Here is a 19,462-nt window from a genome sequence, read left to right on the forward strand (position 1 = left end):
CACTCTTGCCCCTTACCGGGGCGCTTGAATCAGGAGCACCAGGCATGCACACCCCCCATGAACGCTATGACATCTATGGCCAGATCCACCGCGCGCTGCGCGCTGCGATGTCGCAAACGCTGGTCGACCTCGGCCGTGTCGACGCCGCCAGCGACGTGTCGGTCGAAACCGCGATGCAGGATGTCGACAACCTGCTGAAATTCTGCCTCGGTCATCTGGAGCACGAGAACGTTTTCGTTCACGCAGCGATGGATGCGCGCCGTCCCGGTTCATCGCACAAGACCGCTTCGGATCACGACCAGCACCTGTCGGCGATCGACATGCTGACGCGCGACATCGGGCGTGTACGTTCCAGCAGCGGTGCCGAACGGCGCGCGCGACTGCTTGCGCTGTACCAGCACCTCAGCGGCTTCGTCGCGGAAAACTTCGAACACATGCTGATCGAAGAGTCGTACAACAATGCGGTGCTGTGGGATCTGTACACCGACGCCGAGATCGAGCAGATCGAGCGCAACCTGGTGGCATCGATCCCGCCGCCGCAGGCGGCCGAGGTCATGCGCCACATGCTGCCGGCAATCAGCCAGCCGGAACGTATCGAAAAGCTGGGGCAGATGCGCGCAGCGATGCCGGGTGAAGCGTTCCGCGGCCTGTTCGAGATGATCCTGCCGCTGGTGCCGCAGGCCGATCGCGTGCGCCTCGAAGCTGCCCTCGCCTGATGGCGCCCTAGCGCTGTTCTTCCAGTCGCAATGGCCGGCCGACGCGCAGACGAAAACGCCCGCGGCCGGTTTTTTCGATCCTGATGAAATCGCAGCGCTCGGCCAGTCGCTTGGTCAGCAGGATCAGCCTTGCTTCGAGATTGTCGACGATGTCCGGCAGCCGCAGTGACGCATCAAGGCGCAGCTCGCGGTTGCTGAACTCGTCACGATGCTCGGCCTGATGCACGCTCAACAGCTTCCACAGGATCGCGCCGGCGACGCCCTTGATCAGGTAGTCGTCGCCGATGAAGATGCTGTTGTCCGCAACATAGCGTCGTACCGTCACCGTCGGCGCGTCCTGCGGCTGATCCGGTGCGGCACCCGCGAGCGGCTCGGCATCGGCGTCGGCGCAGGCGGCAATTCCCGCCATCGTCGTCCCGAGCTGACTCGCCAGCATCGCCAGCGCATCTTCCTCGTCGTAGCCGAAGCGCTGATCCTGTGCTGACTCGACATAGATCACGCCGAGTACGGTGTCGTCCGCCACGATCGGCACGGCGAGCTGGCTGTGCGGTGAGGGAAGTCCCGGAAACGGAATCTCGGTCTCGATCGAATCGATCACACCCTGCGCCAGCGCCGCGTCGCGCACCGCGAGGCTGTAGGCGTACTCATGGGTCATATATGAAATGCCGATCGGTGTGCGCTGCTGTGCGCTGACACCGATGACGCCGGCGCCAAACGGGATTTCCGCGCCGATACCGGAATCGCTGTAGCCGCGTGTGGCGACGGCATACAGTTTGTTGCCGGCCTGATCGCACAGCAGCAGCATCGAATGCGTGATGCCGAATTCCCGATCGAGGTCGGCCAGGAAATCGTCAAGCAGCGGCTCCAGCGCGCGATGCCGCGCGATGTTGCCGCTGACGCGGCGCATCGCCGACAGCAGATTCACGCAGCCGCCCGGACGCGGCAGCGTCGGTCCCGGCACCGTATGGATTTCCAGCACACGGTAGATGTCCGATCCGCGCAACATGAAGACGCCGGTCATTCCGGTCAGCGACGCGATGCCGGCCAGCTTCGCCTTCATGCTTTCGAACAGTGCGCCCTCGGATTCGGTGCGCTCGTAGCACACACTGAGGCGGTACTTGGCGCCGGTCTCCGGATCGATCACCTGCACCGTCGCCTGCGGATTTGCCAGGATGTTCTCGCGTGTCTTGTTGAAGAACTGGAACGACAACGCGATGTGATCGCGATCGACGCGATGCACCTGGGACACCAGCGTGATGTTCGGCACGCCATCGACCGCGCAGGTCGCAATCACGCCCGGGATGCCGCCCTCCAGGCAACCGCGGATGTCGTCGACGTTCAGTGTCACGCCGCGCTCCCGAGCCGCTGCCCGGCGCCGGGCCCGGGGGTCTGCACGAACTGCGCTGACGGCCGCATCACCACGGCGACGAGATCGTTCTCGTCGATCCCCAGAAATATTTCGGTGAACTCCGGCGCATGCCCGATGGCATCGAGCGACGCGATGAATTTGCGCAGGTAGGTGCGCGCGGCCTCGATGTCGTCGACATCGGCATCAACCACGCGCGCGCCGCTGGCCTTGATCTGCAGCGTGCGGTGGCTGTCGACGTTGGAGAACACCGCGGCCACCTCGCCGCAGGCCTCGACGTCTGCGAGCAATGCGGCGGTCTGGGCCCGCACCAGCAGGACACGAATCTCGGCACGGTCAGCGCTGACGCGGGCGCCACAGCAGCGTGCGACCGACGGCCGCAGCTGGGCATCGCGCGAGGCGACATTGATCGATACGCCGGACGTGACAAAGGTCGCCGTCGCCTCGTCAATGCCGGCTGCGGGGGGGTATTTCTGGACCATGGCGCATCGTAATCTGGCCCTGTCCCCGACGGAAGCCAGACAGCGCCCGGTGCCGGAATACTGCATATGGCCGAAGGTGGTGCGCCGCAAAGCCCTCATAATCAAGCGGATAACAATCCAATCCGTGCACAAGCGGGGAGACAGCATGCGCAACTCACACCAGGCTCGGCGGCGCCACCATGGCCGATCGCTCACCACCGTGGTACTCGGCTGCGGCCTGACTCTGTGCGCGAGTCTGGCGTCGGCCACGACCATCGACAATACCGCGCTGGGCAACGAGCAGGACGGCCGCAACTGGGCCGCATGGGGTCGCACCTTCAGCGAACAGCGCTTCAGCCCGCTGGACCAGATCAACACCCAGACCATCGGCCGGCTCGGCCTGGCGTGGTCGATGGAAGTCCCGGACGTCTGGAACGTCTCGACCCAGCCGCTGGAAGTTGACGGCACCATCTACTTCGCCGCCGGTTACAGCGTGATTCATGCCGTCGACGCACTCACCGGCAAGCTGCTGTGGAAATACGACCCCAAGGTCGATCCGCTGAAGATGCGCATGGCCTGGGGCAGCCGTGGCATGGCTTACTGGAACGGCAAGGTCTACGCCGGCGTGCAGGATGGCCGTCTCTACGCGCTGGACGCCAAGACCGGCGCGCTGCTGTGGGAAACCTTGACCACCGAACCGGGCGACAACCGTTACATCACCGGCGCACCGCGGGTGTTCAACGGCAAGATCATCGTCGGTCACGGTGGCGCCGACTTCGGTCAGGTGCGCGGCTACGTCACCGTGTACGACGCAGAAACCGGCAAGCAGGACTGGCGCTGGTACGCCGTGCCGGGCAATCCCGCCGACGGTTTCGAAAGTCCGGAACTGGAGATGGCGGCCAAGACCTGGACCGGCGAGTGGTGGAAGTTCGGCGGCGGCGGCACCGTCTGGAACGCGATGACCTACGACCCAGAGTTCAATCGCATCTATCTGGGCACCGGCAACGGCTCGCCGTGGAATCACAAGCTGCGTTCGCCGGACGGCGGCGACAACCTGTTCCTGTGCTCGGTGGTCGCGCTCGACGCTGACACCGGCGCATACCTCTGGCATTACCAGACCACGCCGGGCGAGAGCTGGGACTTCAACTCGACCATGGACATGGTGCTGGCAACGCTCGAGATCGACGGCAAGCCGCGCAAGGTGCTGATGCATGCGCCGAAGAACGGTTTCTTCTACGTCATCGACCGTGAAACCGGCAGACTGATCTCGGCCGAGAAACTCGGCAAGGTCACCTGGGCCGATCACATCGACATGGCCACCGGCCGTCCGGTCGAAGTCCCCGGTGCGCGCTACGAGGACGGCGAAGCGCTGATCTGGCCGGGCTCCGGCGGCATGCACAACTGGCACCCGATGGCATTCAGCCCCGACACCGGGCTGGTCTACATTCCGACGCGCAATCTGGCCGGTTACTACAACGACGAAGGCCGCGACCCCAAGACCTGGAAGATGGTGCCGGGCGATGTTCTGGGACTGAAGGGCTTTTTCGACGACATCCCCAAGGAAGCCGGCTCCAGTGCGCTGCTGGCCTGGGATCCGGTACACCAGAAGAAGGTCTGGGAACAGCCCACGCCGGGCGCGACCAACGGTGGCGTCATCGTCACTCACGGCGGCCTGGTGTTCCAGGGCCGCGCCGACGGCCGCTTCGTCGTCAACGATGCCAAGACCGGCGACGAACTGTGGAGTCACGACATGGGCGTCGGCACCCAGGCGCCGCCGATGACCTTCGAAGTCGACGGCAAGCAGTACGTGTCGATCCTCGCCGGCTGGGGCGGCGCACCGTCGCTGCTCGGCTCGCTGTCGGCTCAGCACGGCTGGGTCGGCCGCCAGTATCCGCGGCGCCTGCTGACGTTCGCACTCGATGGTCATGAGCGCTTGCCGCCCTCGCCCGCACCGATCGCGAAGGTCGAGCCGATCGACGATCCGGCGTTCGTGGTCGATCCGAAGCGGGCCGAACAGGGCAAGCATCTCTACAGCCGCTGCGTGATCTGCCACGGCACCGCCGCCGTGGCCGGCGGTTACGCGCCGGACCTGCGCGCATCCGCCATCCCGCTGTCGGCCGACGCGTTCAAGGCGATCGTGCATGACGGCGGTCTGCTCTCACGCGGCATGCCGGTATTCCCGGAACTCAGCGACGAGGATCTGGACAGCCTGCGCCACTACATCCGCGAACGTGCGCGCTACGAACCATCGGCCTGGGACCAGATCAAGGCGATCTGGAACTATGTGGTGCTGCTGATCAAGATGCAGCTGGCCAAGCACGGCTGGTAAGGCCGCTGTCCTGAATTGCGCGAGTCTTCCCCTGCCGCGCGCGGGGGAAGGCTCGTACGGCGCGCATCCGCCTATACTTGCGCCTTCGCGGGTGTGGCAGCTGTTGTCCTGCCCCAAGCCACCCGCTCCGTTCCTGCCGGATCTGCCCCGCTTGGGGCACACCGCATTTCGGGAACTATTTCGGCATCCAGGCCTCTATCGCCTACGCCCACAACACGTTCGGAATTCAGAGTTGATGGAAGACAGCCGCAGTCTTGATGTCGCCGCAGCCACGCTGCGCCCGGCCTTCGATGCGCTCAGCCGCTACCTCAATACGCAGATCCTCGGGCAGCCGCTGCTGGTGGAGCGCCTGCTGATCGCGCTGCTTGCCGACGGTCATCTTCTGGTCGAAGGCCCGCCCGGCCTGGCCAAGACCCGCGCGATCAAGGCGCTGGCGCACGGACTCGAAGGCGATTTCCAGCGCGTGCAGTTCACGCCGGACATGCTGCCGTCCGACCTCACCGGCTCCGACATCTATCACCCTGAAGACGGCGCGTTCCGTTTTCAGCGCGGACCGCTGTTCCACAACCTGATCCTCGCCGACGAGATCAATCGCGCACCGGCCAAGGTGCAATCCGCGCTGCTCGAAGCGATGGCCGAGCATCAGATCAGCGTCGGCAATGCCAGCTATCGCCTGCCGCAGTTGTTCCTGGTGATGGCAACGCAGAATCCGATCGAACAGGAAGGCACCTATCCGCTGCCGGAAGCCCAGCTCGACCGCTTCATGCTGCACACGCTGGTCGACTATCCCGATCGCGCCACCACCTTGCAGATCATGGCGTTGTCGCGCCGCGAGGCCGCATCCGCCGTCGAGCTGCCGCCACCACCGCACCCGGTGTCGCAGGACTCGGTCTTCGCCGCACGCCGCGAAGTGCTGAATCTGACCCTGAGCGATGCGGTGGCCGAGTACATCGCCGCGCTGATCGAAGCCACGCACAAGCCCGCGCTGTACAGCGCAACCCTGGCCGAATGGCTGCGCTGGGGCGCGAGCCCGCGCGCGGCGATCGCGATCGAACGTTGCGCCCGCGCGCGCGCCTGGCTGCAGGGCCGCGACTACGTCAGCCCCGAAGACGTGCAAGCCATCGCCCCCGACGCCCTGCGTCACCGTCTGCTGCTCGACTACGGCGCCCAGGCACGCGGCGTCACCGCACAGGCCTGCGTCGAGGAACTGCTGAACCACGTTCCGGCACCGTGACCTCCACCGCGCTGCATCCCGATCTGAGCGAGCTGCTGGCGCTGCGCGGTGCCGCGCACGGCCTCAGCCTGCACGCGCATCGGCCGGCGCTGGCGCGACTGCATGGCGGACATCGCAGTGCACAGCGCGGTCGCGGTCTGGAATTCGAAGAAGTGCGTCTGTACGCGCCCGGAGACGATGCCCGCACGATCGACTGGCGTGTCACCGCGCGTCGCGGCAAGCCGCACACGAAATTGTTCCGAGAGGAACGCGAGCGCCCGGTGTGGATCGTTGCCGATCTGCATCCGGGCCTGTACTTCGGCAGCCGCCGCCAGCTCAAGTCCGCACTGCTGCTGCGCGCTGCTGCACTACTGGGCTGGGTTGCAAGCAGCGGCGGCGACCGCCTCGGCGGTGTCATCAGCGGCGGCGACCGACCCCGCATCCTGCCGCCACGTGCGCGCCAGGCCGGCGTGCTGCCCCTGCTTGAAGCACTGGTCGAAGCACAGCCGCGCGCGCCGGCGCTGCCGCAGCCGGGGGCACTGACCGATGCCCTGCTGGCGCTGCGTCCGCTGGTTCAGCCAGGCAGTCTGGTGCTGCTGCTCAGTGATTTTGCCGGCCTCGATACGCAGAACGCTGATACCGGCGCAGCGGAAACCGCGCTGTCGATCATCGCCGCACGCAGCGACTGCCGCATGCTGTGGCTGACCGATCCGCTCGAATCGCAGGGCCTGCCGTCAGGACGCTACCGCGTCGGCGTACCCGGACGTCTGTGGTGGCTGGACGGCAGTCAGCAGCGTCGCGACTGGGACGCCGCATGGACGGCGCGCAGCGCGGCCATTCAAGCCGTCGCCCAGCGTCTGAACCTGCCGTTGACGCGCCTCGATACCGCGGACGCGGTCAGCGACTCGCTGCCCCCGCTGCTGCGCGAACCGCGCTGGGCTGCGTAGTCATGAGCACCCGTGCATCACCCGCCATGAATGGCGCCGCGAATCTGCTGCTGCAGCTGGCGCCGGATCACGCGCCGCCGCCGATCGGCTGGTGGCCGCCAGCGCCGGGCTGGTGGATTCTCGCTGCGCTGCTGATCGTCGCTGTCGTGCTGATCGTGTTGTGGCTGCGCAGCCCGCTGCGGCGCCTGCGCCGCGCGGCATTGCAGGAACTGCAGGCCATGCAATCCACCGACGACGACACTGCACTGGCGCAGGCGCTCGAACAGCTGGCGCGGCGCTATGCGGTTGCGCGCTACGGCCGCGCGCAGGTCGCGCGACTCAGTGGTCGGGCCTGGATCGACTTCGTCTGCGCACGCGGCGGCGACGCCTGGGCCGGCGCGCCGGGGCTGGCGTTGCTGCAGCACAGCTACGGTCATCGCGGCGACAGCCATCGCCAGCAGTGGCTGGCCGGTGTACGCGGCTTCGTGCGCCATCGCCGCCGCGACCCGCGCCGCCGTGCAGGGGGCGCGCCATGATCCAGCTGGCGTGGCCGTGGATCTGGTTGTGCCTGCCGCTGCCATGGCTGCTCGCACGCGTGCTGCCGCCGGCCAAGCCACAGGGCACGGCGCTCTTTCTGCCGTTCGCCACGCGGCTGTCCGCATCCGCTGCCGTCGGCACGCCAACTGCGCCGCGGCTGCGCACGCTCGCGCTCGTGCTGATCTGGGTCCTGCTGGTCGGCGCCGCCAGCCGTCCGCAGTGGCTCGGCGATCCGCAGCCGGTGCCGACCAGTGGCCGCCGTCTGTTGCTCGCGGTCGACGTCTCACGTTCGATGGCCGCCGAAGACATGGCCGGCGGCTACTCACGGCTGCAGGTGGTGCAAGCCGTTGCCGGTGAATTCATCAAGGGCCGCCAGGGCGATCAGGTAGGGCTGATTCTGTTCGCCACGCAACCGTATCTGCAGGCGCCGCTGACCAATGACCTGAACACCGCCAGCACGTTCCTGCGCGAAGCGATGGTCGGCATGGCCGGCACTCAGACCGCGATCGGCGACGCCATCGGCCTTGCGCTCAAACGTCTGCGCGACAGCGACGCGAAGCCGGGCGAGACGGTATTGATCCTGCTCACCGACGGCAGCAACACCGCCGGCGCGATGCCGCCGCTGCAGGCGGCCAAGCTTGCCGCCGATGCCGGCCTGCGCATTTACACCATCGGGGTGGGCGGCGCGCCGCAGCGCGGCTTCTTCGGTCTGGTCAGCGGCGGCAGCGATCTGGATGAAGACACGCTCAAGGCAATTGCGCAGACCACCGGCGGCGCCTACTTCCGCGCCACCGACGCGCAGGCGCTGCAACAAGTCTACGAAAGCATCGACAAGCTCGAACCCGCGGCCGGTCGCGATCAGTGGTATCGCCCGACCACGGAATGGTTCCGCTGGCCGCTGGGCCTGGCGCTGCTGCTGAGCGTGCCCGCGGTCGTGCTGAGGGCGCGCGCATGACGCTCGCCCAGACCCTGCAGGACATCGCGCACAACTTCCACTTCCTGCGCCCGCTGTGGCTGCTGGCACTGCTGCCGTTGTGGGCATTGGCGTTCTGGCTGCGTCAGCGCCGTTCCGGCGACAGCGGCTGGGCGCCCGTAATTGACGCCAGCCTGTTGCCGGCGCTGCGGCTCGACAGCGCACAGAGCGGCGGCAGCTCGCCGTGGCTGGCACTGGCGCTGTGCTGGACGCTCGCGGTGCTGGCACTCGCCGGGCCCAGTTGGCAGCAGGACAGCGCGCCTGCGGTACGTGGCAGTGCCGCCTGGGTCGTCGTGCTGGATCTGTCGCCGTCGATGGCTGCCAGCGACCTCAGCCCGGATCGCGTCACGCGTGCGCGCTATGCCATCGACGATCTGCTCAGTGCCGCGCACGACGCCCGCGTCGGACTGGTCGTCGCCGGCGCCGAAGCCTTCACGGTGACGCCGCTGACCGACGATGTCGAAACCGTGCGCAGTCTGCTGCCGCCACTGGCGCCGGACATCCTGCCGACCTCCGGCAACAATCTTGCCCCTGCACTGCAGCAGGCCGGCACGCTGCTGCACGACGTTCCGGGCACACGCCGCATCATCGTGTTCAGCGATGGCAGCGATGATCCCGCATCCTCACAGAAAGCGGCGTCAGCCCTGCGTAGCGATGGCATCAGCGTCGACATTGTCGCCGTCGGCACCCGCAGCGGCGCACCGATGCCCAGCAGCAATGGCAGCTTTGCCAAAGATGCCAGCGGCCGTCCGCAACTGGCTCAGCTGGATCTGGACGAGCTGCGCAGCCTCGCTCAAACCGGCGGCGGTCGCGCCGTAGAACTGTCTCAACTCAGCGGTCTCGTCGCGCAGCTGCAGGACGACGGCGGCGATCCCACGCAGGCCGCACGCAAGCAGGACGTCCAGCTCACGCACTGGCGTGACGCCGGCGCGTGGCTGTTGCCCGCACTATTGATGTTTGCCGCGTTGCTCGCACGCCGGGGGTGGCTGTGATGCGCATCAGCAGCCCCGCGATTCTGTTGTTGGCGCTGGCCATAGCAGCACCGGTCCGTGCCGACACCGCAGCAAAGACACCCGTGCCAGCGATCGCCTCGCCGCCAACAGCGGGCCTGTGGTCGAAGCTGTGGCACACGCCGGACCAGCGCGCACAGACGCTGTTGCAGCAGGGTGATGCCGCATCCGCCGCCGCGGCCTTCAACGATCCGCGCCACAAGGCTTACGCGCAGGCACAGGCCGGTGACAACGCCGGAGCGGCCAAAGCCTGGAGCGCCTTTGACGACGCCGAGGCGCAGTACAACCGCGCCAATGCCCTCGCCCGCAGCGGCGATCTGCAGGCCGCGCTCGACGCCTACGATGCCGCGCTGAGCAAAGACCCGTCGCTCGAAGACGCACAACGCAATCGCAAGCTGGTTGAACAGGCATTGCAGCAACAGAAGCAACAACAACAGCAACAGCAGTCGCAAAACGGCGACGGCAAGCCGCAAGACGACCAACAATCAAAGGACGGTTCCGACAACTCGCAGCAAGGCGATCAGAACGCATCGCAGTCCGGCAGCGACCAGCAGGATCAATCCAAGGACGGATCGTCACAGAACGACGCACAGAGCGCCGACTCGCAGCAACAACAATCGGGCGACAGCTCGAAGCAGGATGACGCGCAGCAGGCCGGCGACAAGAACCAGGCGCAAGCGCAGTCGGCCCAGGATCAGACGGGCACGCAGGACACCGAAGACAAGAGCAACGACGCCGAACAAGCCAAGCGTGACGCCAGCGCCGGCCTCGCCGCGCAACAACAGGACAGCGACCAACATCCGCCTGCGGATTCACAACAGGCCGCCGCCCAGACGGATGAAACTGACGACACCCAGCCCCCGCAAAACGACGCTGCCTCCATCGCTGGCAACGGCGAGGCGCCCAGCGAAAAACAGCTCGCGCAGGATCAGTGGCTGCGCCGGATCCCGGATGATCCGGGCGGATTGCTGCGACGCAAGTTCATGATCGAGCACTTGATGAAACAACAGCAGGAAGCGCAGCCATGAACGCACTGCACCCGTCTCGCGTACCCATCAGGAAGCCGCTCGCGTCGACCGGCATCGTCGCCGCGCTGATGCTGTGCCTCAGCACCAGCGCCTTCGCCGACGTCAGCGCCGAGCTGGACCGCGATTACATCGGCCCCGGCGACACCGTGCAGCTGAACCTGACGCATGAAGGCCGCACCAGCGACGACCCCGACCTGAGTCCGCTGAAAAAGGACTTCGACATTCTCGGAACCAGCAGCGGCTCCAGCTTCCAGATCATTAACGGCTCGATCTCCGCACACAAACAGGTGCAGGTCACGCTGTCACCCAAGCACCAGGGCACGCTGCAGATTCCGGCACTGAGCTGGGCCGGTGAATCCTCGCAACCGCTGCAACTCACTGTGTCCGACAGTGGCGCCAGCAGTGGCGACGATGCCAACAGCAATACCTCGCAGCATGTGTTTCTGACCAGCACGCTCGACACACCGCGTCCGTACGTGCAGGCGCCGACCGTGCTGACGGTCAAGCTCTATACCGACCTCGCGTTGCAGCAAGCGTCGCTCGACCTGCCCACCAGCGATGCCGTCGTCGTCGAACAGCTCGGCAAGGATGTGCAAACCACCGAAATGCGTAACGGCCACCGCTACCAGGTGGTCGAACGACGTTACGCGCTGTTCCCGCAGCACAGCGGCGCGATCCGCCTTGACGGTCCGGTGCTGGATGCTCAGGTACAGGACACACGCAGCCGCGATGGATTCAACGATCCGTTCTTCAACAACGTCTTCGGTCAATCTCCGTTCGGCGGCCTGAGCGCGCTGCGCCCCTTGCGCCTGCGCGGCGACGCCGTCGAACTGGACGTGCAGCCGCGCCCGGCGTCGGCCGGTGCCGACTGGCTGCCCGTGCGTACGCTGACGCTGAGCGGCAGCTGGCAGCCTGACAGCAAGCAGGTACATGCCGGCGAACCGCTGACCCTGAGCCTGAAGCTGGAAGCCACCGGCGTCACTGCAGAACAGCTGCCCGACCTCGGCCAGCGGCTGCAACTGCCGGACGGACTCAAGGCCTATCCAGACCAAGCGCAGCTGAACACCGAGGTGCCCAACGGCGAACTGCTCGCGACACGTACGCAGGACATCGCCGTGATCGCCAGCCACGCCGGCCGCTACACGCTGCCGTCGCTGCGCGTGACCTGGTGGGACACCGCCAGCGAGCAGCTCCGCGTTGCCGAGCTGCCGCAGCAGAGCATCGAGGTTCTGCCGGCCGTCGGCGGCAGCGCACCCGTTGCCGCGCCGCCAGCACTCGCTCCCGCATCGATACCCGCCGAGCCCTCAACCCAACCGTCATCCAGCAATGCCGACACACTCACGCCAGCGTCGCCGCTCGTCGCACAACCGACCCAGCGCACGCTGTGGTTCTGGACCAGCATTGCCCTCGCGCTCGCGTGGCTGATCACTCTCGCCGCCTGGGCGCTGTCGCGCCGTCGGCACGCGCCGATTCCGTCAGCGAAGCTCAACGACCCCGCCACTAAAGCCAACGCGCTCAACGCGCGTCAGGCTCGCAACGCGTTCCAGCAAGCCTGCCGTGACAACGACGCGCCCGCTGCACGTCGTCACCTGATGGAATGGGCCCGCGCGCACGATCCGGAACACGCACCGTCGGGCGTACTCGCGCTGGCCCAGCGTATGGGCGATGTGCGGACCCAGCAGCTGCTCGAGCAGCTTGATCGCGCCTGCTACGCTGGCGACAGCTGGCAAGGCGCCGCACTGGCGCAAGCGCTCAAGGATTTTCCCGACTTGAACCGGGCGAAAGCCAAGGGCAGCGCACTGCACAGTCTGTATCCGGCATCGACCTGAGCAGGCCGCGCTCGCGGCGGAACCCTAACTCACCTCAAGCGCGTCGCGACGCGGCTCATTGGGCCGGGTCAGGTCAGGGGAGACGAATGGGTCTCAATAGAGTATTTTGCAGTGCAGCATTTGACCGCGAGCAGTACCTCGTTTGGTGCTGACCAGCGATCACTAGGTTCGGACTGCGTACATGAGCCATGCGCCGGGACTGCCATCGGCGTAGCCAATGGAAAACGCAAGAGCAGCACGGGGAAGTCTGTGAATTCAAAACCACAACCTCGGTCGGTCATGGGTGTGGATGGCGAGGTCAGGTCGTGATGGCCGGCCGCGTCCGGCGCCAACTGCGGATCGGCGGTTTCGCTCAGCTGCTTGCCGCCGTGTTGGCCACTGCCTCACTGACGACCCTCGCGTCCCCTGCCTCGCCCAGCCCCCGTGTTCCCGTCACCAATCCCTATGTGCTGATCAATCGCTGCAAACAGATTGCAGCGGTTGCGCATCCGTGGCGCGCCAGGCAGATCGACAGCGCCATCGTGCGCTACCAGCTGGCCATGTCCTATCGCTCGGTCATCCACGTCGGGTACAACCTGCGTGAGCTCGCGATGATGCGTGCCTCTGAAATCAGGGCGGCCGACAACCTCGAAGAAACCTGCCGGATTGGCCCCAGTGCCGCCTCGGTCCCGCCCTTGCCTTCGCGCTGAATTCAATCCCACCCACGCGGCATCAGCCCAGCTTCGGCCGTGCTCTCGGTGTCGTTTGAAAACGGCACACCGCCATGAACCTGTCCGAACGGACAGGTAGTCCTGCACTCGGCATTGCGGCACCCTTCCGCTTGTTGAATCGTCCCCAGGTCACCGGGTGTCCAGCAGGATCCAAGCAGCTCGATGGCTCGTTAACATGCACGCGCGCAAATCCGTGATCACAAGCATTGCTCTGTTGGCGTGCCTGCCCTCTCTGGTGGGCTGCGCCGGACCGCACACGCACTCAGATACGGACGACGCCGAGAGCGTCTTCAAAACCATCTGCGTCAACACGCCAACCGCCAGTGCGCTGACCAGCCACGACACGCTGGAAGGCCTGCCGCCCGATGCGGCGACGGCGCAACGGATTCAATCCGCTTTCGAGTCCAACATCTTGCGCTTCAAACGCGCTATCCGCGCCATTCGCTACGAGCATCAAGGCTACTTGCTGGTGCTCACCCTGCATCCCGACGGCACCGTAGCCGATGCCATCGTCTGGGCCCGCAATATTTCTACCGGCGACACCGAAAAGCGCCTCTTAGAGGTGACTCGGGACATCCGCTTTCCTCCGGAGGTCGTCGCCAGCTGCCCAACGTTTTCCTATTCCATCCACCTGCGATGGAGATAATCGTTTGCCCTGTCAGAGCGAATGATTGACCCTGCGTTGCGAACGATTCATTCGGAACTTAATCGTCCTCGGACTCGTTGACGTCTGCAAGATCGCCACAGTCCGCATCCAGCCACTTGCCCGTCGCCCGCAGATCAAAGTCGATCGGCACCGTATTGCCGGCCACCGTCACTGCGCCGTTGAAGACGTAACGGAACGTGTACTGATCCGGGTTTGGTGCCTCCAGCTCGAAGTGGCCCTTGCCCTGCTGCGTCGGGCTGCTGCAGGCAATGTCGAACGCATACACCGTCGTCGTGCTGCGGACCGAACTGAGCGCACAATTCTCCGGCATCTCCTTGGCAAAGCTCTGCAGGTCAGCCGCCTCGGCAGCCGTTACACAGTCCTGATCCGTCTCCGTGTCTCCGCTCTCGGTCTGCGTGAACTCCCACAGTCCCGGTCGGATCGTCGGCGCAGCCCAGGCCGGCGCAGCGGCCAACGTACCGCAAGCCATCAACAACATCACACGCATCGAATGGAGGGACATAAAGGCTCCGTGAAATCCTGAATCTTGAATGAGGACACCAAAAACCCGCGCATCCTAGCCGAACAGGATAAAAAAAATCTGCGGCGCATTTCTCGTGACTGTTCGATCCGAACATTTGAAAACGAGCGCGTGCGCCGGCCGAATTTCCACGAATCAAGGACAGGCATCTGATCGAACCCAAACATCGCCGCTCCGACGGATGACATCAGCCCAGTCACGACCCGCCCCGTCGCGCCGGCAAACAGGGGAAGCCGCATTTCGATGCCAATGGCAACAAGCTCTTGTTGAGCGAACACCGGTTCCGCTTCGCTGAAGGACTGGATCAGCAGAAGGCCGCTGCGACAGCCAACGGCCTTGTTTTGTTTCAGCACCTCACAGCGGACGCCCCTGCTCGTCAACCGCGTCGAGCTGCTCGTGGTCCGGCCCACCATCGCGCGGCGGGATCCAGCGTGCCACGCAGCGGCGATCGCCCGCGCAGTCATCGGTGAGCGATTCAAGGAACGCGACAAGCTCAGCCACTTGGGTGTCGTTGATCTGAATGTTTGGAATCGTCAGCACACCGGCGTCGCGGTCAGCCTGCAGCTTGGCCAGTGCGGCCTGACTGTTGACGCGTGCGTCCGGATACAACGCCGCGCATTCGTCGTGCGGCAGATCGGCGAACTGCGGCAGCTGGCACCAGCGTTCCCGATCCAGATAGTTGCGAACCTCGCTATTGGGATTGCGGTAGTGCCGAACGACGTCGGACAGCGTCGCGTAGGCGCCGTCGTGTCCGTAGGGCGCCGTCAACGCCACGTTGAGTAACGACGGCGTGCGGTAGGCGTAAAAGTCTGCCGGGTTTCCGCTCTCTCGCTCGCGACCGAAATCGTCCGTGCCATTGGGACCGTCACCCTTACCCGGCCCTATCTGCGGAAACGCGACGGTATGGAAGTTCTGGTCGCTCAGCAGATCGCCGCGATGGCATGCGCCGCAACCAGCACCCCCTTCGTCAGCACGCGTGAAGAACAACAGCGCGCCACGCTTGGCCGGGTCGGAGATCGCCGTCAGGTCACCACCGATGTAGCGGCTCCACGGCGTGTCGACGAACAGTTGCGAACGCTCATACGCCGCGATGGCCGTCGCGATGTTTGAATCAGTGACGAGCTGGTCCGCCGGCGCGGCAGTGTTGAATGCGGACTGGAACAGCGGCAGCCATTGATTGACCGGCAGTTTCCCCTGGCCTGCGCCGTAGTTGCCGATGCGCTGCGCCAGATGCACGCGAACTGCATCGTTGTCTGCGCCGGGCAGCAAGGCGCCGCGCATTTCGTCGGTGGATGTCACCGGGAAGCGTGCCTGTGCCGCTGTCAGGGTGTCACCGGCGTTGGGGTCGGGTGTGCCGAAGGCCGAATCCGGCGTGCGGATTGCGCCGCCTGCGCCGTTAGCGCCTGCAGTCGGAGTCAGGCTCTCCACCCGGCCGTCAACAAACAGCGCGCGGTCCATCAAGGCGACGTTGAAGCTTGACGGCGCGTTGCGCGGCACGCGGACGACGCCGTCAACAGGCGCGCGGCCCTGACCGAGCAGCGACGGATCAATCGCCGCCACGCCGACCGACAACGACAGTTCGTCCGCACCGCCAAGCGCGGGGTGATGGCAACTGACGCAGGCGCTGTCGAGATCACCGCCCAGACTCTGCGAGAAAAACAGGCGCATGCCCAGCTGGGGCAGCGCCGTGTCGATGTCCGGCACAACCACTCCGCTGGCGGGATTGGCGCTGAGATTGACGGCATCGATCCGCGCGCGCAGTTGTTGATCCAGCGGTGTCGCCGTAGCGGTAGGCGGCACGGTCGTTGGCGTCACACCGGGATCACCGGGATCACCGGTATCGCTGGCACCGCCGCCGCAGGCGCTGAGCAGCAGTCCGCACATCAGTACCGGGAGCACAACAGAATGTGTCGCGCGTGAAGATTCGAGTGTTGTCCGCATGGCCGTCCCCTCCGAGCTTGAGCGTCGGGGCAGCGTAGGCAGCAACTGTGGGGAAACTGTGGGAGAAGCGCGCGAATTGTTTGCGGCCAGCCCGAGCGCTGTGACCGGCGTCGCAGTGTACGAACCGTCACCGCGCGAACGCGCCAGTCGTGGAATCTTTGCGGACTTCAGTGTGCGTCGCGCGGATCAGTCGCGCAGTCGTCGGTGAGAAATCCGAGGAATGCGGCACTACCGAGGCGGTGACTGCTGGCATACCGGGCTATTCCCAACGGCAGTCAAATTCAACTCCGCTGCTGACGTATGGTCGCGGAGAGGGGAATCACCCACAGATTTGCAGCGGGCTAACGTCTATCATCCCGATTGACGACGACCCCCCGTATGGATGATTCACTGCCCCCAATCGCTTTCGACACCGCTGCCGGACCGGCGCTGGCCGGTGCCGCGGGTATCGGCGGCTATCTGCGAATCAGCGTGCGACGGCAGCAGCGCATCGGCGCGGTGCACTTCAGCGATGCGTGCCTGATCCGCGTGGATGCCGGGCGCAAGACCCTCAGCAGTCACTATGGATCGCAGAGTTTCGGAGACGACAGCTACATCATCGTCAACGCCGGAGAAACGCTGGACCTGGACAACACGCCGGCACCCGACTCGGGTGTCTATCGGGCCAGCTGCCTGAGTTTTGATGCGGCACTGATCCGCGCATTGCCGAATTCGGCGCATGCCCCGACGCCCCCGCGCGCATTTGCGGGGCTACTCCCTGGGCGCGGCCTGGACGCGGCGGTCGAACATGCGATTCAGGGACTGCTGCAGCCGGAGCAGTTTTCCGAAGCGCTGCTGCGCCACCGGCTGGGCGAGGTGCTGCTGGCGATTGCAACGCAGGGATTTCAGCTGCGGGTTGGACGTCATGCTGCGGTCGACGAGCAGTTGCGCGGAATACTGTCCGCATCACCGGACCACTCGTGGACCTCTGCGCAGGCCGCCGAAGCCTTGCACATGAGTGAAGCCACCTTGCGCCGCAGGCTGCGCGCTGTCGGCAGCAGTTTCCGCAGTCAACTGGATCAGGTCCGCCTAGGGGTCGCACTCGCGCTGCTGCAAGGTAGCCGCGAACCCATCACCCAGATCGCCGCGCGCTGCGGCTATGCATCGGCTTCCAAGTTCAGCGCGCGCTTCCGGCATCACTACGGACTGAGTCCCAGCGAACTGCGCGATTGATCGGTTCGGGCGCAGGATTGCGCGAATCGGGCGCGCATCCTCGCGGCGTGCGCGCGACAATAGCGCAGGACTCAACCCTGGAGACGATCCATGCGCATTCTCGCCATTGGCCTGCTCGCAGTGCTAGCCCCGTTGGCACAAGCCCGTGCGGCTGAGTTTATGTTGGGCAGCAGCGACATCGATCCCGCAACCGCGTTGGCGCAGACCTTCGTGTATCAGGGATTCGGCTGTAGCGGCGACAATCGCTCACCGGCACTGCGCTGGAGCGGCGCTCCGTCGCAAACCCGGAGCTTTGCGCTGACGGTATACGACCCCGATGCGCCGACCGGCAGCGGCTGGTGGCACTGGGTCGTCGTTAATCTACCCGCGACCACCCAAGCCCTGCCACAAGGCGCCGGTGACGCCGCCGGCACGGGACTGCCGGATGGCGCACTGCAGATCCGCACGGACTTTGGCGTGCCCGGCTATGGCGGCCCTTGCCCACCGCCGGGCGACACGGCGCACCGCTACATTGTCACCCTGTATGCCCTGAAGACAGAGCACCTCGACCTGACCGCTGATGTCAGCGCGGCGATGGCGGGTTTCATGATCAAGGCCAATGCCATTGCGCAGACCCAGTTCGAAGTCCGCTACGGACGCTGAAGCATGAACACTGCATCCCTGGAAGCGTTCTGCGATCTCTGGCTGGCAAGCTGGACCGGCAATCGGCCTGACACACTGCTGGCGTTCTATAGCGAAGACGCTTTCTATTGCGATCCGGCGTTCGCAGACGGACTGCGTGGACACACCCAGCTGCGGAGCTACTTCGAAAAGTTGCTGGCACGTCATCCGGATTGGATCTGGACCCGCGAACGCCTTCAACCGACGCCCACAGGCTTCACGTTGAAATGGCGCGCCCGCCTGCCCGGTGGCTCGTCGTTCGCGGGGCTGGACATCGTCGAGACCGACGGCAGACAGATCACCCACAACGAGGTGTACTTCGATCCCACACCGCTACGCATGCAACGCGCGCGTTTTGCCAATCCGGCGGCGGCGACGGAATTCGCACACGCTTGGATTTCCGCATGGAACGCGCGAAATCTGGACGCGGTGCTGGCGATGTTTGCCGACGATGTCCGCTTCACCAGCCCCAAGGCCCAAGCACTCGTGGGCACACCGAGTCTGAGCGGCAACGACGCGTTGCGCGGCTACTGGTCGCAGGCGTTGCAGCGCATCGAGAACCTTCAGTTCACGTTCGAGGACCGATGCTGGGATCCCGCAACGAATCTGCTGTCGGTGCGGTACGTCGCGCAACTAAATGCACAGCGACATCGCGCAGTCGAGACCTGGCGATTCGGCAGCGACGGACTAATCGCCGAAGGCGAAGCCTTTTACGGCGCCGACAGAGGCACTGCGGAGCCCGTCTGAGACATCATCGTCAGCAGGCGTTGTTCAATCAGCGTGGCTGTGGCGGCGTCGCGCCGCCTAGTCAGCAGTGCGCGCAGTTCTGGCAGCAGCGAATACACATGCCGCAGCGAAACGCACAACGACAGCCGCATGATGAAGCGCTGCGCATCACGCCCCATCATCTCGCGCGCAGTCTGTTCGAGAAACAGCGTGACCTGTTCAAGTGCAGCGCCACCAATGTCCGGAATCGCTTCCAGATCCGGCGCGAAATCTGCAGCCCTGAATTCCAGCGTCTGCGTGTGGTCCGGACGGACCGAAGCAACCGCCGCAGGCGCTACAGCAGCGGAGTTGCCGACCGGCTCGATCAGCCCGTGCTCCATCAGTGTCGAGCACGCCGCACCAATATCGCCAACGCGCGCATAGAGTGCGCCCAGTTCATCCATCCGTCGCACGCCGTCGGTCGCGATCAGCACGATCCGCAGCTGCGATGGCAGCCCCCGACTGCGCGTGCGCATTTCCTCACGCCCACGCTCCGTCTTTGCGAACACTGTCGCTCGATCCATGCTCGCTCCCCAAGCGATGACCACGCTCCGGACTGGCCCGAAGCACCCAACGCCAGAGGAAACAGCAAATCCCGT

General features: G+C 65.4%; 20 protein-coding genes. 14 read left to right on the plus strand and 6 right to left on the minus strand.

Annotated elements, in window-relative coordinates:
- Positions 1-44: 44 nt before the first annotated feature.
- Entirely contained in the window at positions 45-716 is a 672-nt protein-coding gene (locus tag E4T66_RS13800; protein WP_136849631.1) for a hemerythrin domain-containing protein, read from the plus strand.
- Positions 717-723: 7 nt separating this feature from the next.
- Here E4T66_RS13800 and E4T66_RS13805 read toward each other — a convergent pair whose 3' ends face one another.
- Entirely contained in the window at positions 724-2,064 is a 1,341-nt protein-coding gene (locus E4T66_RS13805) for a GAF domain-containing protein (RefSeq protein WP_136849632.1), read from the minus strand.
- Positions 2,061-2,564: a hypothetical protein gene (locus E4T66_RS13810; RefSeq protein WP_136849633.1), complete on the minus strand. Its 504-nt coding sequence runs from the start codon at positions 2,562-2,564 to the stop codon at positions 2,061-2,063. Before E4T66_RS13810 ends, E4T66_RS13805 begins: the two co-directional genes overlap by 4 nt.
- 145 nt (positions 2,565-2,709) lie before the next feature.
- On the opposite strand from E4T66_RS13810, the gene E4T66_RS13815 reads away from it, so the two are divergent.
- The 10 genes from E4T66_RS13815 (at position 2,710) to E4T66_RS13860 (ending at position 13,744) form a co-directional block, all read left to right on the plus strand.
- Positions 2,710-4,872: a PQQ-dependent dehydrogenase, methanol/ethanol family gene (locus E4T66_RS13815; RefSeq protein WP_136849634.1), complete on the plus strand. Its 2,163-nt coding sequence runs from the start codon at positions 2,710-2,712 to the stop codon at positions 4,870-4,872.
- A gap of 235 nt (positions 4,873-5,107) precedes the next feature.
- Positions 5,108-6,106: an AAA family ATPase gene (locus E4T66_RS13820; protein WP_169577621.1), complete on the plus strand. Its 999-nt coding sequence runs from the start codon at positions 5,108-5,110 to the stop codon at positions 6,104-6,106.
- Positions 6,103-7,032: a DUF58 domain-containing protein gene (locus E4T66_RS13825; RefSeq protein ID WP_211242921.1), complete on the plus strand. Its 930-nt coding sequence runs from the start codon at positions 6,103-6,105 to the stop codon at positions 7,030-7,032. The genes E4T66_RS13820 and E4T66_RS13825 overlap by 4 nt, the downstream gene beginning before the upstream one ends.
- Positions 7,033-7,034: 2 nt before the next feature.
- Positions 7,035-7,547 (plus strand): DUF4381 domain-containing protein, encoded by a 513-nt coding sequence (locus tag E4T66_RS13830; RefSeq protein ID WP_211242922.1) that lies wholly within the window; start codon positions 7,035-7,037, stop codon positions 7,545-7,547.
- Positions 7,544-8,503, plus strand: a complete 960-nt coding sequence (locus tag E4T66_RS13835) for a VWA domain-containing protein (protein ID WP_136849635.1) — start codon at positions 7,544-7,546, stop codon at positions 8,501-8,503. The genes E4T66_RS13830 and E4T66_RS13835 overlap by 4 nt, the downstream gene beginning before the upstream one ends.
- On the plus strand, positions 8,500-9,513 hold the full coding sequence (locus E4T66_RS13840; RefSeq protein WP_169577622.1) for a vWA domain-containing protein: 1,014 nt from the start codon (positions 8,500-8,502) through the stop codon (positions 9,511-9,513). Before E4T66_RS13835 ends, E4T66_RS13840 begins: the two co-directional genes overlap by 4 nt.
- Positions 9,513-10,559: a tetratricopeptide repeat protein gene (locus tag E4T66_RS13845; RefSeq protein WP_136849637.1), complete on the plus strand. Its 1,047-nt coding sequence runs from the start codon at positions 9,513-9,515 to the stop codon at positions 10,557-10,559. Before E4T66_RS13840 ends, E4T66_RS13845 begins: the two co-directional genes overlap by 1 nt.
- A complete protein-coding gene (locus E4T66_RS13850) occupies positions 10,556-12,388 on the plus strand; it encodes a BatD family protein (protein ID WP_136849638.1) in 1,833 nt (610 codons plus the stop codon). Before E4T66_RS13845 ends, E4T66_RS13850 begins: the two co-directional genes overlap by 4 nt.
- A 308-nt stretch (positions 12,389-12,696) precedes the next feature.
- On the plus strand, positions 12,697-13,077 hold the full coding sequence (locus E4T66_RS13855; RefSeq protein WP_136849639.1) for a hypothetical protein: 381 nt from the start codon (positions 12,697-12,699) through the stop codon (positions 13,075-13,077).
- Between the two features lie 196 nt (positions 13,078-13,273).
- Positions 13,274-13,744, plus strand: coding sequence for a hypothetical protein (locus E4T66_RS13860; protein ID WP_136849640.1), 471 nt, complete (start codon positions 13,274-13,276; stop codon positions 13,742-13,744).
- Positions 13,745-13,802: 58 nt separating this feature from the next.
- Here the strand turns inward: E4T66_RS13860 and E4T66_RS13865 are convergent, their stop codons facing one another.
- The 3 genes from E4T66_RS13865 to E4T66_RS13875 are packed head-to-tail and all read right to left on the minus strand — an operon-like array spanning position 13,803 to position 16,226.
- Positions 13,803-14,267, minus strand: a complete 465-nt coding sequence (locus tag E4T66_RS13865; protein WP_136849641.1) for a DUF3617 domain-containing protein — start codon at positions 14,265-14,267, stop codon at positions 13,803-13,805.
- On the minus strand, positions 14,243-14,638 hold the full coding sequence (locus tag E4T66_RS13870) for a hypothetical protein (RefSeq protein ID WP_136849642.1): 396 nt from the start codon (positions 14,636-14,638) through the stop codon (positions 14,243-14,245). The genes E4T66_RS13865 and E4T66_RS13870 overlap by 25 nt, the downstream gene beginning before the upstream one ends.
- Position 14,639: 1 nt before the next feature.
- Positions 14,640-16,226, minus strand: coding sequence for a cytochrome-c peroxidase (locus tag E4T66_RS13875; protein WP_211242923.1), 1,587 nt, complete (start codon positions 16,224-16,226; stop codon positions 14,640-14,642).
- A 378-nt stretch (positions 16,227-16,604) separates the two neighbouring features.
- On the opposite strand from E4T66_RS13875, the gene E4T66_RS13880 reads away from it, so the two are divergent.
- The 3 genes from E4T66_RS13880 (at position 16,605) to E4T66_RS13890 (ending at position 18,845) form a co-directional block, all read left to right on the plus strand.
- Positions 16,605-17,438 carry a helix-turn-helix transcriptional regulator gene (locus tag E4T66_RS13880; RefSeq protein ID WP_136849643.1) on the plus strand — a complete coding sequence of 278 codons (834 nt, stop codon included), beginning with the start codon at positions 16,605-16,607 and terminating at the stop codon, positions 17,436-17,438.
- A gap of 90 nt (positions 17,439-17,528) precedes the next feature.
- Positions 17,529-18,080, plus strand: a complete 552-nt coding sequence (locus tag E4T66_RS13885; RefSeq protein ID WP_136849644.1) for a YbhB/YbcL family Raf kinase inhibitor-like protein — start codon at positions 17,529-17,531, stop codon at positions 18,078-18,080.
- A gap of 3 nt (positions 18,081-18,083) precedes the next feature.
- Entirely contained in the window at positions 18,084-18,845 is a 762-nt protein-coding gene (locus tag E4T66_RS13890) for a nuclear transport factor 2 family protein (protein ID WP_136849645.1), read from the plus strand.
- Here E4T66_RS13890 and E4T66_RS13895 read toward each other — a convergent pair.
- A complete protein-coding gene (locus E4T66_RS13895; protein WP_136849646.1) occupies positions 18,809-19,387 on the minus strand; it encodes a hypothetical protein in 579 nt (192 codons plus the stop codon). The two genes, E4T66_RS13890 and E4T66_RS13895, sit on opposite strands and share 37 nt — an antisense overlap.
- Between the last annotated feature and the right edge of the window lie 75 nt (positions 19,388-19,462).

Origin of the sequence: Sinimarinibacterium arenosum (genome assembly GCF_005047655.1) — a bacterium.
Lineage (GTDB): Bacteria > Pseudomonadota > Gammaproteobacteria > Nevskiales > Nevskiaceae > Solimonas.